Below are 14457 nucleotides of genomic sequence, written 5' to 3' on the forward strand. Positions count from 1 at the left end.
GGTGCAGCCCTATGCCTAGTCCCCGGTGGCGGCGTGCACGCCAACCACAGATGAACAACCGGTCGGTCAGCCCCTCGGCCCCTGCGTCCTCACGCCCCGGCGGCCCGGATCCGGGGCACCCGGCCGTGTCGTGCCGCCTCGGCCAGGAGCCGGACACCGTGCTGGATGACAGCGGGCGCCAGATGCGCGTAACCGAGCACCAGACGGACCGTGCTGTCCCGCATCCCGCCCACCGTGCAGTCGCTCAGCGGCCGCAGCGCGATGCCGGCGTCCGCCGCCCGCCGGAGGAACTCGTCCTGCGGACCGAAGCGTTCCGGCAGCCGGGCGATGATGTGCAGGCCCGCGGAGATGCCGCTCACCTCCGTCCCGGGGAAGTGAGCGGACAGTGCCTCCGTCAGGGCGTCGCGGCGCTCCCGGTACGCGCGCTGACAGCGGCGCAGCTGCCGGTCGTATCCGCCGCCGGCGACGAAGTCCGCCAGGACCGCCTGGTCGACCGAAGGGTTGCCCAGATCCATGGTGCGCTTGCGGGCGACGATGGCGTCGGTCATCGAGGCCGGGGCGATGAGCCAGCCCAGCCGCAGGCCGGGAGCCAGGGACTTGCTGACCGAGCCGGTGTACAGGACATGTTCCGGATCCAGGCCCTGCAGGGCCCCGACCGGCGCCCGGTCGTAGCGGAAGTCGCCGTCGTAGTCGTCCTCCATGATCACGCCCGAGGTGCGCCGGGCCCAGTCGAGGAGTTCGCCGCGCCGCCCGGAGGAGTACGCGATGCCGGTGGGGAACTGATGAGCCGGGGTTGTGACCACAGCGCGCACACCGGAGCGCAGCAGCGGTTCCACCGCCAGCCCTTCGTCGTCGAGCGGCAGCGGGAGCGTCTTCAGGCCGGTGGAGGCGAACAAAGAGGCGTGCTCGGGGCTGCCGGGATCCTCGACGCCGACCGCTGCCTCGCCGCGCTCGCGCAGGACGAACCCCAGCAGAGTCGTCGCCTGGGCCACCCCCGAGCACACCACCAGCCGCTCCGGATCGGCCACCACGCCCCGGCGCCTGGTGAGCAGAGAGGCCAGCGCCACGCGGAGCTCCGGCAGGCCGCGCGGATCCGGGTAACCGAGCGAGCTGTGCGGCAGCCGGTCCAGGACCGTGCGATGGGCCGCCGTCCAGGCATTCCGCGGGAAGAGCGCGAGGTCCGGGGTGCCCGGACGGAAGTCGACCTCCGGCCCGGGCGCCCGTGGTGACAGATCCCGCGCCCCCTTCGCGGCGGGCCGTACCGCTCCGCTGACCCAGGTGCCCGCACCCCGGCCGGCGCGGAGGTAACTCTCCGCCGTCAGCTGCTCGTACGCCTCGGTCACCAGACCGCGCGACACCCCGAGGTCGGCTGCGAGCTCACGGCTGGCGGGCAGCCGGGTGCCGGCCGGCAGACGGCCCGAACGCACGGCATCGCGCAGCGCCGACTGGAGCGCGCGTCCTCGTCGGCGGGCGGGGGCGGAGGCGGCGGGGAGCAGCAGTTCCCAGGCAGCTGAAGCGGCCCCGCCCTCTTCGGACGAGGCCGGGCCGGGCGGTGGATTGGTCCCCGAAGAAGTCATGGAAGTGGACCTTAAACGGGACCGTCACGGAACCTAGCGTCGCCCTCATGAACGTGACCCCCTTGCGCGGAGCCCTCCTCGCGGCGTTTGCCTGCACCCTCGTAGGCGCCTCCTTCACGGCGAACAGCGTCCTCGGCGACTACCCGTACGCGGGCGGCCAGGCAGTGCGGTACGGCCTGGCCGCACTGCTGCTCCTGCCGTTGCTGCGCTCCGGCGCCGGACCGCGGCCCACCGCGGTCCTGAGGACGCTCACCCCGAGGCAGTGGGGCCGCCTGGGAGCCCTCGCCGCCGTCGGGATGGTCGGCTTCAACCTCGCCGTCCTGGCTGCGGAACGTACGGCCGAACCGGCTGTGCCGGGAGTGCTCGTCGGGTGCGCGCCCATCGTCGTCGGCGTCCTCGTGCCCGCCCTGGAAGGGCGCCGTCCCACCCGGGCGGTCCTGTGCGCGGCGGGTCTCGTGGCCGTCGGCGCGTTCACCGTCCAGGGCTGGGGCCGGACCGACCTGGCCGGCGTCCTGTACTCGGTGGGCGCACTCGGTGGTGAGGTCGGCTTCGCGGTACTGGCCGTGCCGGTGCTCCGCCCCCTCGGACCGAAACTCCTGTCGGCGGTCGTGTGCGCCGTGGCCGCCGTGGAATCCGCGCTGCTCGGCGTCCTGCTCGACGGGGGAGGCTTCCTGCGGGTGCCCACCGCGGGGGAGTCCCTGGCGCTGCTCTGGCAGGCGGCAGTGGTCACCGTCATCGGCTTCGTGTGCTGGTACAGCGGTATGCGGCGCATCGGCGCCGAGCGGGCCACGCTCTTCTCCGGCCTGATCCCCGTTTCGGCCGCGCTGACCGCACCGCTGGTCGGCACCGGGACGTACGGCGTGGGTCAGGGCGTGGGAAGCCTCCTGGTGGGGCTGGGCGTGGCGCTGGGCTCAGGTGTTCTGGGCCGGGGCGGCACCCGTGCGTCGGCGGCTCGTGTCGAGGATGACCCGCGCGACGGCGGCGGGGTCGTCGTTCATCGGGACATGGCCGCAATCCGGAAGGCGGACGAGCCGCGCGCCCGGTATCAGGCGCTTGGCCCTGACGCCCTGTCGGCGCAGGAGCAGACGGTCCTTGTCGCCCCAGGCGATGCTGACGGGGACGTCCGGTATGTCGTCGGTGAACGCGACGGTCAGACCGGCCTCCAGTGTCTGCCGGAAACCGGTGGCCTCGCGCAGGGCGACGGTCTCCGACACGACCGCGTCCGGTGAACGACGGCCGGGGCGCGCGTAGATGGTGCTGGTCAGCGCAGTCCGGCCGGGCGAGCTCTGCGAAAGCCGCTCGATCAGCGGCATCGGCATCGAGAGGGCTGCCCGGCGCATCGCCCGCAGCACTCCGAAGGCGTAACGACGCTCGCTCCGGGTCCAGAAACCCGCGGGGGACAGAGCCGTCACCGAACGGACGAGCTGCTCACGGCCCAACTCAAGCGCCAGCAGCCCTCCCAGAGAGTTGCCGGCCACATGTGGCCGTACCACGCCGAGCGCGTCGAAGAACGAGCCGAGCACCGGAACCATGGTCCGCAGATCATGGCTGAGCCCTTGCGGCAGCGCCGGTGAGGCACCGAACCCGGGCAGGTCAACCGCTACGACGTCCCGCTCGGCCGCCAGGGCGCGTACGACCGGATCCCACGCCTGACGGTGATGACCGATGCCGTGCAGCAGCACCAACGGGTCACCCGAACCGGACCGTTCGTACGACACATCGACCGTGCGGCGGCCGACGGGGGAGCCCACTGCGAACGAGATCGTGGCGGCCATGCTGCTCCTCGGGACGAGCGTTGCGGGGCGGGGCGAAACGGTTCGGTCGGCGACGGGCGGGGCGGGGCGGAATGAATGAGACGCCTCGTCAACAATGATTACCGCCGGGTAGCTCGTAGTTCAAGGGGCGAGTGCGATTCCCGCTGGACACCCTCAGGCGCGTCGGCTGGGATGGCTGAGTGACTGCCGACACCGTGACCGATCTCTTCGAAGAACACCGGCCCTTCCTCACGGGGGTCGCCTACCGCATGCTCGGCCGCGTCGCCGACGCCGAGGACGTGGTGCAGGAGGCGTGGCTGCGCTGGTCGTCGGCGGAGCGTGAGGACGTACGGGAGCCCCGGGGCTTTCTGGTCCGGATCACCACGCGTCTGGCCATCGACCGGCTGCGCCATCTGAAGTCCCGGCGCGAGGCGTACGTGGGGCCGTGGCTGCCCGAACCCGTGGTCACCGCGTTCGGTCAGGCCGTCCCCGATTCGGCTGAGCGCGCTGTGCTCGCCGACTCCGTCTCCCTCGCCGTACTCGTGGTCCTCGAAACCCTTTCCCCGCTGGAGCGTGCCGTCTTCGTCCTGCGCGAGGCATTCGGATTCCCGTACGCGGAGATCGGCGCCGCTCTCGACCGGTCCGAGGCGGCGGTACGGCAGCTGGCCGGCCGTGCCAAGCGCCACGTGGAGGAGCGCAAGCCGAGGTACGACGTGGACCCGGCCGTGCGGCGCGATCTCACCGAGCGCTTCCTCGCCGCCGCTTCGGGCGGGGACCTGGAGCAACTGCTCTCCCTGTTGGCTCCCGACGTGCGACTCGTCAGCGACAGCGGAGGCAAGGCGAAGGCGCCGCGGCGGATCATCGAGACCGCGGACAAGGTCGGCCGCTTCCTCATCGCGGTGGGCCAGGGCCTGCCTGCCGCGACGGACGTCCGCATCCTGGAGCTCAACGGCGGCCCCGCCCTGGTGTTCAGTGTGAAGGGGGAGGTGGACGCGGTGTTCCAGGCCGAGGTCGACGGCGGAGTCATCAGGTGCGTCTACGTCATCCGCAATCCCGACAAACTGGCTGCGCTGCACGTGGGTTAGCCACGCAGGCGGCAACCCCGCCCTGTCGACGTCATGAGCCCCGCCCGGCCCCACGGCCCTCACCGACGGAGTCGGCCGTGGGGCTTCGTGTTGCCTGCGCCCCTTCCCACACGAACGTCCCGTGAACGCTCTGCGGCAGTGGACCGCTTCGCTGCGTCACCGGGCGATGATTGGTCTTGACCAAGGTGGTTCGCCGTCCTAAGGTCGGAACGATAAGGCAGGAACCTTTAATAAATAACGTCGCGGAATACAAGCCACCGGCGGATGCGGAGGACAGGGTGGGGACCACGCAGCTGGAATCGGTGCAGGAGCCGAAGTACTGGCACCTCAAGACCGTGCTCAGTGAGGCACTCGACTCGGACTTCGCGGTGGGAGAGGTTCTTCCCAACGAGCGGGACCTCGCGGCGCGCTTCGGCGTAGCCAGGGCCACCCTCCGTCAGGCGCTGGAGCAGCTGGAACTCGAAGGCAGGCTGCAGCGGCGCCGCGGCGTGGGCACCACCGTCGCACCGCCCCGGGTCGGCGTGGCCGTGGCCACCGCACAGCAGGGCTGGGCGGGCGGCGACACGGACGACGCCTGGCAGCCCATCGAGTGCACCATGGACACCGCTCCCGCTGCGGTCGCCGCGCTGCTCGGCACGGACGCCGGGAAATCTGTCCATGTGGTGCGCCGCATCCGGGTCGCTCAGGGGCAGGCCGTGGCGGCCGAACTCCTCTATGTGCCGACGTCGTCCGTGCCCGAGCTGTCCGCCATCGAAGTGCCGTCAGGGCCTGTCCGGGCGCGCAAGGTCCTGCGGGAACTCCACCGCCTCGACCTCGACGGCCAGGACCGCTCGGTCGAGCTCGGTTCGGCACGCGCGGACGACGCGAAGGAGCTCGACCGGCTCCCCGGCGCCCCGGTCCTCGTGGTCACCACCCGGCATTTCGTCGCCGCAGGCACGGCAGCGGTCTCTGTGGCCACCTACAGGGCAGACACCTGCCGACTCACCTTCGGTGATTCCGGCGCGCTGGAGATCAGCCACGACGAGCAGGAGCGCAAAGCCTCCTGACGTCTCAGGGAACCTGTTTCTCGACGTCGAACCTGTTTTTCGACGTCTCCGGGAACCTGTCCCTCGACGTCTCCGGGAGGCATGCTGCCCGGATTCCGCCCGCCTCGGACTTCCTGTCCGGAGGCTGGGGCCCGGCCCTGTTCTCCACGGCCCGTCGCTGTCAGCGGCGGGCCGTCACTGTGCCTTCCACGGCGAAGAGCTGTTCCTCCACGTGGTCGAGTGCCAGCCGCAACGCGCCGGTGGCGACAGCCGCCTCCCCGAGGAGGGAGAGGGCGACCCGGGGTGGCCGCAGACAGTAGCGGGCGAGCTCGTCGCGGAGCGGGTCGAGAACACCGTCCAGTCCGGCAGCCCAGCCCCCGATGACCACAAGCTCCGGATCCAGCGCCAGCACGAGGGCCGCGACATCGTGCACCAGACGCTGGATGAACCGCGCGACCGCGGCCTGGGCCCCCGCATCGCCGCGCCTGGCCTTGGCGAAGACCGCCGCGACCGCGTGCTCGTCCAGAGGGTCCAGCGGAGTGTCGGTCGTGGAGAGCAGATGCTCCGGCGTGACATCACGGCCGAGGAGATGCAGCGCGCCGATCTCTCCGGCCGCACCACCGAACCCGCGGTGCAGCCGCCCGCCGATCAGCGACCCGGCGCCCGGGCTCAAGCCCGCCAGGACGAAGACGATGTCGTCCGACTCGGTCGCCACGCCCTTCCAGTGTTCGGCCACCGCAGCCGCGTTGGCGTCGTTCTCCACCAGGACGGGGCACCGGAAGGAACGCCGCAGCCTTTCGCCGAGTGCGAGACCGGTCCAGTCCGGCAGGGCGGTGCCCAGCCGGACGGTGCCGTCCGCCTCCACGATGCCGGGGCTGCCCACGCCGACCGCTCGCAAACTGCTCCGCTGCACCCCGGTGCGGCGCAGCAAGTCGGCGATCATGCCTCTGACCTGGTCGAGTCTGTCATCCGCGCAGGCCGTCTCGGACACGTCCCGTGATCCTGCGCCGACGATCCGGCCGTCCAGCCCGGACAGGAGGGCGGAGACCCGGTGCGGGCCTATCTCTATGCCCAGCAGGTACCCGGCCTCGGCACGGAACCTGAACCGCCTGGCAGGGCGGCCCTGGCGCCTGGTCCCGCTCTCGTCGGGCAGGGCCTCCACCACCAGCCCTGCTGCGAACAGCCCCTCGACGACACCTTCGACCGTGGGACGCGACAGACCGGTGATGCGGGTCAGGTCCGTGAGCGTGGGCGAATCCGCCCCTCGCAGGGCATGCAGCACCACCGCGGAATTGATCCTCCGCAGCAGAGACGGGTCCCCACCGGTTAGCCTGCCCACCGTGTGTCCTCCCAGGTCGTGCCCATGTCTGCCGGATCGTACTCGCTGACCCCGACCTCGGCGACCAGCACCCGGAGAGAGACAACCGGAACCGGTCCCGGCCCGGGTAGGAGCAGCCGGAGCCGCGAGGGCCGGCTTGCTTCCGGTCCGGGAGCAGCACAGCCGGAGCCACGAGGGTCAGCGGGGAGCCACGAAGCCTGACTCATAGGCTGCGATCACTGCTTGAGTGCGGTCCCTGGCACCCAACTTCGCGAGCACGGCGCTGACATGTGACTTCACGGTCTCCACGCCCACGACGAGCTCGGCGGCGATCTCCGCGTTGGACCGGCCCCGTGCCATCAGGCGGAGCACGGCCGACTCGCGGCCGGTGAGCGCCGCCCGGACCATCGCGTCCCGCGCCTTGTTCGTACCGTAGTCTGCGGCGAGTTGCCGGACCGCGGCCGGGAACAGCAGCGACTCACCTTCGGCTACCAGCCTCACCGCGTGAACGATCTCCGCGGGCCGGGCCCGTTTGAGCAGAAACCCGTCCGCCCCTGCTCGCAGCGCCTCGTAGACGTACTCATCGTTCTCGAACGTGGTCACCACCAAGATCTTCGGCGGATCGGAGACGGTGCGCAGCACCAGCCGGGTCGCCTCGATGCCGTCCATCAGGGGCATGCGCACATCCATGGCCACGACGTCGGGGCGGAGGCTGCTGACGAGAGGGATCACGGCCGCACCGTCGGCTGCCTCACCTACCACCTCGATGTCGTCCTGCGCTTCCAGGACCGCTCGGAGCCCTGCGCGCACCAGAGGTTCGTCGTCGACGAGAAGTACGGTGACCGGCATCCGGTCAGCGTATGCGGTCCAGCGGAAGGCTCGCGTGCACGATCCATTCCCCCTCGTGCGGGCCGGTCCTGGCCTGGCCGCCCAGCAGGGCGGCCCTCTCCCGCACGCCCCGCAGCCCACTGCCGCTGCTCGGTGCACGTGCCGATGCCGCGAACGGGTTGGCGACCTCCAGCTCCAGCCTCTCCTTCGCAACGGCGATCCTCACCCGTACGGGAACGCCGCCGGCATGACGCAGCACGTTGGTGAGCGACTCCTGCAGGATCCGGTAGCCCTCGCGGGACACCGGTCCGGGGACCAGATCCAGCGGGCCGGTCATTTTTACGTCCATCTCCATGCCGGAGCCGCGGGCCGAATCCAGCAACCGGTCGGCTTCGACCAGGGTCGGCCGAGCCCCGGCGGGAGGGTCCGACTCCCTCAACACGCGCAGAACACGCTCCAGATCGTCCAGTGCCTGGCGCCCCGTCTCCTCGATGGCGGCCAGCGCCCGTGCGGTGAACTCCGGATTGCCCGCCGTCCTGGCAGCCCCCGCCTGCACGACCGCGACCGTCAGCGCGTGCCCGATCGAATCGTGGAGCTCGCGCGCGATGCGGTTACGCTCCAGCAATTGCTCCGTGCGCTCCTCGAGGGTGGTCATTCGCTCGGTCGGAGACGGTCCCAGCAGCCCCCGTGCCGCTGCCGTCACCACCTCGCCGCACAGGACGACCAGCCCGAGCAGTATCAGGATCGGCACGGGGGCGAGCAGGGCGCACCACCAGCCGGGTCCGACGCCGCCAGCCAGCCATACGTCGCTCGGCTCTGTCCCGGATGCACCTCGCAGGAGGTCGACCGCCGTGGCCGACAGCCAGACCGTTGCGAAGCACGTCACTGCCGCGAGCGCGAGTCGCAGCTCCAGCCAGGCAACGGTTCGCCAGCGGGCTGCCCATGTCGTGGCACGCCCGACGGAGATTGCGGCGTCGAGGCGGCCTCGCTGCTCGGGTGTGAGGAGCAGCTGTGCCTGAAGCCCTTCGGCCAGACGCATCGCCGGAATCAGCCCGACAGGTATCGCGAAAAGGAACGGCATCCACGGTTTGCTGGGCGAGATGAACAACCACACGCTGCCGACGGCGGCCGGAATGAGCAGGTGCAGCCAACGACTGTACGTGACCGGTCTGGCCAGAATTACGAAGAAGCGGCGCATGCCTGCCATCGTGTCAGGACAGGCCGGAGCGCGACTCCCCCGAGCGAGGGAGACGAACAACCCTGGCGGGGGAGGCAGCGTCGGCGACAGGCAGCCAGGCTTGGCACATGAACAGCATCGACGTCCACGAACTCACCAAGGACTACGGACCCACCCGCGCCGTGGACCAGCTCACCTTCAGCGTGAAACCCGGCCGCGTGACAGGCTTCCTCGGCCCCAACGGTGCGGGCAAGTCCACCACCATGCGACTCGTCCTCGGCCTGGACCGGCCCACAGCCGGCACCGCCACCATCGGTGGGCGGCCGTACGCCTCGCTGGAAAGTCCGCTGCGCCGGGTGGGCGCCCTGCTGGACGCCCAGGCAGCTCACGGCTCGCGCACCGCGCGTGACCACTTGCTCGCTCTCGCGGTCAGCAACGGCTTAGCCGAGAGCAGGGCCGACGAGGTCCTGGAGGAAACGGGCCTCGCGGCGGTCGCGAGACGGAGGATCAAGACGTTCTCGCTTGGAATGCGCCAACGCCTGGGGATCGCGGGAGCGCTGCTCGGCGAGCCGGACGTCGTGATGTTGGACGAACCGTCGAACGGGCTGGATCCGGAAGGCATCATCTGGATCCGCGAGCTGATGCGCGGCATGGCCCGCGAGGGCCGCACCGTCCTGGTCTCCAGCCACCTGATGAACGAGACCTCCTCGTTCGCCGACCACCTGATCGTCCTCGGTCGAGGACGGCTTCTCGCGGACCTGCCGATGCAGAGCTTCCTCGACTCCCGCGGCCGGCCCGGTACCCGGCTCCGCACCACCGATTCCGCCCGGCTCTGCGAGGTCCTGATCCGCCGGGGACACAGGCCGGTGCAGGAAGACGACGGACGCTGGACCGTCTACGGGGCCAAGGCGGAGGAGGTCGGCGCCGCAGCCGCGGCCCACGGCATCCCTCTGCTCGAACTCTTCGACCTGCAGCCCACCTTGGAAGAGGCCTACCTCGATCTCACCACGGATCAATCGGAATTCAGCGCGGCCGCATCGCCCACCACACGTCCCCGCCAGGAGGCCTGAGCATCGTGACCACTCCCTCGACGGCGGTACTGCGCTCCGAATGGATCAAGATCAGATCGGTGCGGTCCGTGCTGTTCTCGCTGACAGCGGTGTTCGCAGCCACGCTTGCCGTCACGGTGCTCGCCTTTGCCACCGTGGGGCAGGCGGAGGCTGACGACGGTCACGATCTGCTGCTCTCGGCCTTCTACGCACTGAACTTCGGCCAGATCGCGGCCATAAGCTTCGGGGCGACGGCTGTGTCCTCCGAGTTCCTGAACGGAGCTCTGCGCATATCCCTCTCGGCCGTCCCCCGACGAGGCCGTCTCTACGTCGCGAAGATGTCGGTGGTCGGCAGTCTCGCCTTTGCTGTGGGGACGGTTACCAGCTTCGCCACGTTTCTGGTGGGACAGATGTTCATGGGGGAGTACGCGCTCGGCCTGGAAGACCCAGGAGCCCTCCGTGCGTCTTTCGGAGGCGGGATCTATCTCGCGCTGATCGCCCTGTTCGCCGCAGGACTGACGGCGGTGCTGCGGAGTGCTGTCGCCGTGCTCAGTACGCTCATACCTTTCCTGCTGATCGTCTCCTTCGTCGTCGGAGACGTCGCGGGGGGCGTTGCTCGATATCTGCCCGATCAGGCAGGGCAATCGGTGCTCCGCCAGAATCCGGACGGAAGCCTCGGACCGTGGGCGGGTCTGGCGGTGACCGCGGTATGGGCCGGTGTTGCCCTGCTGGCCGGCTGGTGGAGACTGCGGACGCGAGACGCCTGAGGGTGCGGTAAGAGGGGCGCGACTGCTCGGCCGTCGAGGTGTCAGGTAGTCGTCTTCCTGCCCTGAGAAAGGCGGGGAAAGGGCTGGCGCGACGCCATGTGTCAGTGCAGAGCGGTTTACTGACGGTATGACCACCGCACACCATCTCCGTCTCATCGACGGGATGCGCACCAGGGACTTCCCCTCGGAGCGCGTCCCGGCGGGCTCGGGAATCAGCGGACCTGGCTACCACACAGCGCTCCTCCTCGGCGAGGACGACCACATGGACGGGGACGAGGCGGACCGCCTCGAACTCCGCGCGCAATGTCTGGCGGAACACGACGCGCTGCTCGCACTGCTCACCTTGCGCTGGGGAGAACCGCAGATCGTCAGCCTGTGGAGCGCACAGGAACGGATGATGGCAGGGGAGGTGATAGCCGAGCCCTGGGCCGACCCCGTCGCCAGTTGTGAACATCTCCAGCTGTGGCGCACGGAGGACCGGTGGGTCGCCGTCGCGCTCCACCTGGAGGATGACGGGCCAGGCTGCGAGTTGGGCGTACTGGTCACGGTGGTCGACCCGCCCTGACTCACCTGCGCGTTGTCAGCGCGCTGTCCGTACGCGCCCGCATGTCGTCCCCGTGTCCGCGCCGTTTGCCGGAAGTCCTGCCGCCGGCGCACGAGCCCTGCCGCATGGCCGACACGTGGCCCGACAGGTGGGCCGACACGTGGCCCGACAGGTGGGCCGACACGTGGCCCGACAGGTGGGCCGACACATGGCCTGTTACGAGCCGTCCTGCTCAGCCGCCGCCGACAGGCGGGCGTACTCGTCCGCCATGGTGCGCACGGTCCAGTGTGCGTTCAAGCCGCTCGGGTTGGGCAGAGCCCAGACACGGGCGCCTCCGATGGTCCGCTCCTGCGGGCCGATCCGCGCATGGCGGTCGCCGAAGGCCGAGCGGTAAGCGGTCACCCCGACCACGGCCAGCCACAACGGGCCCAGCGCTTCCACCTTGGCCGACAGGACTTCTCCGCCCGCGCGGAATTCTTCCGGCCTCAGCTCGTCCGCCCGTGCGGTGGCTCTGGACACCACATTGGTGATGCCCAGGCCGTAGCCCAGAAGCTGATCCTGTTCCGACGGTTTCAGCTGCCTGGGTGTGAAGCCCGACAGATGCAGTACCGGCCAGAACCGATTGCCGGGATGAGCGAAATGATGCCCCGTAGCGGCGGTCATCAGGCTCGGATTGATTCCGCAGAACAGCACACGCAGACCGCCCGCGACCACGTCGGGTACGACGCGGTCGCGGGCGGCCGACAGCTCATCGGGTGTCATACGGCTGGGAGCAGGCCGTCAGAGAATGGAGCCGGGGGCGTACGCCGCGGCCTCCGGGTGCTGCTTGGCGATCTCCTCGATCCTGGCCACCAGAACGGCGACCTGATCGCCTGCCGCGCCGGTGAACGAGAGCTTGTCCGCCATGAGGGCATCGAGCTCACCGCGGTCGAGCGGGATGCGCTCGTCGGCGGCCAGTTTCTCCAGCAGCTCGTTGCGCTCCGCACCCTGCTCCCGCATGGCGAGAGCCGAGGCGACCGCGTTCTCCTTGATGGCCTCGTGAGCGACCTCGCGGCCGACCCCTGCCCGCACCGAACCCATCAGCACCTTGGTCGTCGCGAGGAAGGGAAGGTAGCGGTCCAGCTCACGCGCGACGACCGCGGGGAACGCGCCGAACTCGTCGAGGACGGTGAGGAACGTCTCCAGGAGGCCGTCGAAGGCGAAGAACGCGTCAGGCAGCGCGACCCGGCGGACCACGGAACAGGACACGTCGCCCTCGTTCCACTGGTCGCCCGCCAGCTCGCCCGTCATCGACGCGTAGCCGCGCAGGATCACCATCAGGCCGTTGACCCGCTCGCAGGAGCGCGTGTTCATCTTGTGCGGCATCGCCGACGAGCCGACCTGGCCCGGCTTGAAGCCTTCCGTCACCAGCTCGTGCCCGGCCATCAGCCGGATGGTCTTGGCGACCGACGACGGCGCGGCGGCCAGCTGCACCAGCGCGGTGACCACGTCGTAGTCGAGGGAGCGGGGGTAGACCTGGCCCACGGAGGTGAAAGCGTGCCCGAAGCCGAGGTGGCCGGCGACGCGCTGCTCCAGGTCGGCGAGCTTGCTCGCGTCCCCGCCCAGCAGATCCAGCATGTCCTGCGCGGTGCCGACGGGGCCCTTGATGCCGCGCAGCGGGTAGCGGCCCAGCAGGTCCTCCAGGCGCCCGTAAGCCACCAGCAGCTCGTCCGCGGCGGTGGCGAAGCGCTTGCCGAGGGTGGTCGCCTGCGCGGCGACGTTGTGCGAGCGGCCCGCGATGACCAGCTCGCTGTACTCCGCCGCCAGCTTGCCCAGCCGCGCCAGAACCGCCACCGTGCGGTCGCGCATCAGCTCCAGCGAGAGCCGGATCTGCAGCTGCTCGACGTTCTCGGTGAGGTCCCGGGAGGTCATGCCCTTGTGGACCTGCTCATGGCCGGCGAGAGCGTTGAACTCCTCGATCCGCGCCTTCACGTCATGCCGGGTGACCTTCTCGCGCTCGGCGATCGAGGCGAGGTCGACCTGGTCGATCACGCGCTCGTAGTCGGCCACGGCCGCGTCGGGTACCTCGATCCCGAGGTCCTTCTGAGCGCGCAGCACCGCCAGCCACAGCTGACGTTCCAGCTTCACCTTCTGCTCGGGGGACCAGAGGACGGCCAGCTCCGTAGAGGCATAGCGGCCGGCCAGGACATTGGGGATGCGAGGCTTCGCAGACACAGCAGTCACGTGTCCGGATTCTACTGGCGGTTTCTGCAGGTCCGTCCCACGGGCCGGTATGTGGCTTCCTACGAGCCGCCGGCCCGGCCTCCGGCTCCCCGGCCACGGGTCGCCGGGTTGCGGGGTTGCGGGTTGTCCGACTGCCCGGCGGCCGGGCCGTACACCGAGGCGGGTCAGCCGTCCAGCCGGCGCCAGCCGGTCACCGGCCCCGGGCTCGCCGGGTCCACGGGAGTGATCCAGTACGCCTTGCCCAGCTCCGAGTCGAACTGCGCGCCTGCCCGGCCGTCGCCGGACGAGCGCCCGGTCAGGCGCCGCCCGATCCAGGGCATCAGATGGTGTCGGGCGAACCGTACGTCGTCGATCCGCCGCTGCGCCCACCGGGCGGGCGCGGACACCGGCATCGGGCTCTGCCAGTCGCTCTCCGCGGGCAACCCCAGTGTCTGCCAGACCGCCTCCGCGACCCTGCGGTGTCCCTCGGCCGTCAGGTGCAGCCGGTCCACGTCCCACATCCGCGGATCTCCCAGCGACGCCGCGCCGTACAGGTCGGTCACCACCGCGCCATGGCGCTCGGCCAAGTCGCCGACCAGCGAGAACAGCTCCTCCATGCGCGGACGGAAACGTTCCATCACCGGACCGTTCCGGCCCGGGCTGCGCATCAGCACCAAGGTCTTGCACGCCGGTGCGAGCCGCTCCACCGCCTCCTCCAGCCGGTCGCGGACCATGCCCATGTCGCACTTCGGCCGCAGGGTGTCGTTGAGCCCGCCGACGAGCGTGATCACATCCGGCTGGAGCGCTGCGGCGACCGCGACCTGCTCGTCCACGATCTGGCCGATGAGCTTCCCCCGTACAGCGAGGTTGGCGTAACGGAATCCGGGTGCGCGAAGAGCGAGACGGGCGGCGAGGACATCGGCCCAGCCCCGGTAGGAACCGTCGGGCAGCAGATCCGACATGCCCTCGGTGAACGAGTCGCCGACCGCGACAAGACTGGTGTAGGAGGCATTCAATTCCATGGCGCTGCCGATCGTACCGCGCCCGTACTCCCTCACCAGGGGCCGCGGGAGCACGGAGGAGGGGCGCGGCCGAGGCCACGCCCCTCCCCCTGCCGTCACGCGACGCCGA

The 14457-nt window shown here is 70.3% G+C and carries 13 protein-coding genes and 1 pseudogene; 6 read left to right on the forward strand and 8 right to left on the reverse strand.

Translation table 11 applies throughout. The features are described 5' to 3' along the window. Nucleotides 1–89: 89 nt before the first annotated feature. A complete protein-coding gene (locus tag AB0P41_RS20155) occupies nucleotides 90–1577 on the reverse strand; it encodes a PLP-dependent aminotransferase family protein (protein WP_365933259.1) in 1488 nt (495 codons plus the stop codon). A 47-nt stretch (nucleotides 1578–1624) separates the two neighbouring features. Between AB0P41_RS20155 and AB0P41_RS20160 the strand changes: the two are divergent. Next, nucleotides 1625–2473, forward strand: a pseudogene (locus tag AB0P41_RS20160) (DMT family transporter); the annotation flags it as partial. Nucleotides 2474–2488: 15 nt separating this feature from the next. Here the strand turns inward: AB0P41_RS20160 and AB0P41_RS20165 are convergent. Beyond that, entirely contained in the window at nucleotides 2489–3352 is an 864-nt protein-coding gene (locus AB0P41_RS20165) for an alpha/beta fold hydrolase (protein ID WP_365933260.1), read from the reverse strand. Nucleotides 3353–3531: 179 nt separating this feature from the next. Between AB0P41_RS20165 and sigJ the strand changes: the two genes are divergently transcribed. Together sigJ and AB0P41_RS20175 are read left to right on the forward strand one after the other, a co-directional pair. Then, nucleotides 3532–4416, forward strand: coding sequence for an RNA polymerase sigma factor SigJ (gene sigJ, locus AB0P41_RS20170; protein WP_365933263.1), 885 nt, complete (start codon nucleotides 3532–3534; stop codon nucleotides 4414–4416). A gap of 278 nt (nucleotides 4417–4694) precedes the next feature. Beyond that, nucleotides 4695–5462 (forward strand): GntR family transcriptional regulator, encoded by a 768-nt coding sequence (locus tag AB0P41_RS20175; protein ID WP_365933264.1) that lies wholly within the window; start codon nucleotides 4695–4697, stop codon nucleotides 5460–5462. Nucleotides 5463–5622: 160 nt separating this feature from the next. Here the strand turns inward: AB0P41_RS20175 and AB0P41_RS20180 are convergent, their stop codons facing one another. The 3 genes from AB0P41_RS20180 to AB0P41_RS20190 form a co-directional block, all read right to left on the reverse strand. Then, nucleotides 5623–6780 (reverse strand): ROK family protein, encoded by a 1158-nt coding sequence (locus AB0P41_RS20180; RefSeq protein ID WP_365933266.1) that lies wholly within the window; start codon nucleotides 6778–6780, stop codon nucleotides 5623–5625. A 177-nt stretch (nucleotides 6781–6957) separates the two neighbouring features. Beyond that, entirely contained in the window at nucleotides 6958–7608 is a 651-nt protein-coding gene (locus AB0P41_RS20185) for a response regulator transcription factor (protein ID WP_356715026.1), read from the reverse strand. 4 nt (nucleotides 7609–7612) lie between these two features. Continuing rightward, nucleotides 7613–8785 (reverse strand): histidine kinase, encoded by a 1173-nt coding sequence (locus AB0P41_RS20190; RefSeq protein WP_356715024.1) that lies wholly within the window; start codon nucleotides 8783–8785, stop codon nucleotides 7613–7615. A gap of 107 nt (nucleotides 8786–8892) precedes the next feature. Between AB0P41_RS20190 and AB0P41_RS20195 the strand changes: the two genes are divergently transcribed. The 3 genes from AB0P41_RS20195 to AB0P41_RS20205 all read left to right on the forward strand — a co-directional run bounded on the left by AB0P41_RS20195 (nucleotide 8893) and on the right by AB0P41_RS20205 (nucleotide 11145). Further along, nucleotides 8893–9834 (forward strand): ATP-binding cassette domain-containing protein, encoded by a 942-nt coding sequence (locus tag AB0P41_RS20195; RefSeq protein WP_365933268.1) that lies wholly within the window; start codon nucleotides 8893–8895, stop codon nucleotides 9832–9834. Between the two features lie 5 nt (nucleotides 9835–9839). Then, complete coding sequence (locus tag AB0P41_RS20200; RefSeq protein WP_365933270.1) at nucleotides 9840–10580, forward strand: ABC transporter permease; 741 nt, start codon at nucleotides 9840–9842, stop codon at nucleotides 10578–10580. Nucleotides 10581–10707: 127 nt separating this feature from the next. Further along, on the forward strand, nucleotides 10708–11145 hold the full coding sequence (locus tag AB0P41_RS20205; RefSeq protein ID WP_365933271.1) for a hypothetical protein: 438 nt from the start codon (nucleotides 10708–10710) through the stop codon (nucleotides 11143–11145). A gap of 195 nt (nucleotides 11146–11340) precedes the next feature. Here AB0P41_RS20205 and mug read toward each other — a convergent pair whose 3' ends face one another. From mug to AB0P41_RS20220, 3 genes are all read right to left on the reverse strand, one after another. After that, nucleotides 11341–11886: a G/U mismatch-specific DNA glycosylase gene (gene mug / locus AB0P41_RS20210; RefSeq protein ID WP_365933273.1), complete on the reverse strand. Its 546-nt coding sequence runs from the start codon at nucleotides 11884–11886 to the stop codon at nucleotides 11341–11343. Between the two features lie 18 nt (nucleotides 11887–11904). Further along, nucleotides 11905–13347, reverse strand: coding sequence for an adenylosuccinate lyase (gene purB / locus AB0P41_RS20215; protein WP_356715015.1), 1443 nt, complete (start codon nucleotides 13345–13347; stop codon nucleotides 11905–11907). Between the two features lie 164 nt (nucleotides 13348–13511). Beyond that, complete coding sequence (locus AB0P41_RS20220; protein ID WP_356715013.1) at nucleotides 13512–14348, reverse strand: SGNH/GDSL hydrolase family protein; 837 nt, start codon at nucleotides 14346–14348, stop codon at nucleotides 13512–13514. Nucleotides 14349–14457: the final 109 nt, after the last annotated feature.

This window comes from Streptomyces sp. NPDC079167 (assembly GCF_040686735.1).
In the GTDB taxonomy this organism is placed as follows: Bacteria; Actinomycetota; Actinomycetes; order Streptomycetales; family Streptomycetaceae; genus Streptomyces.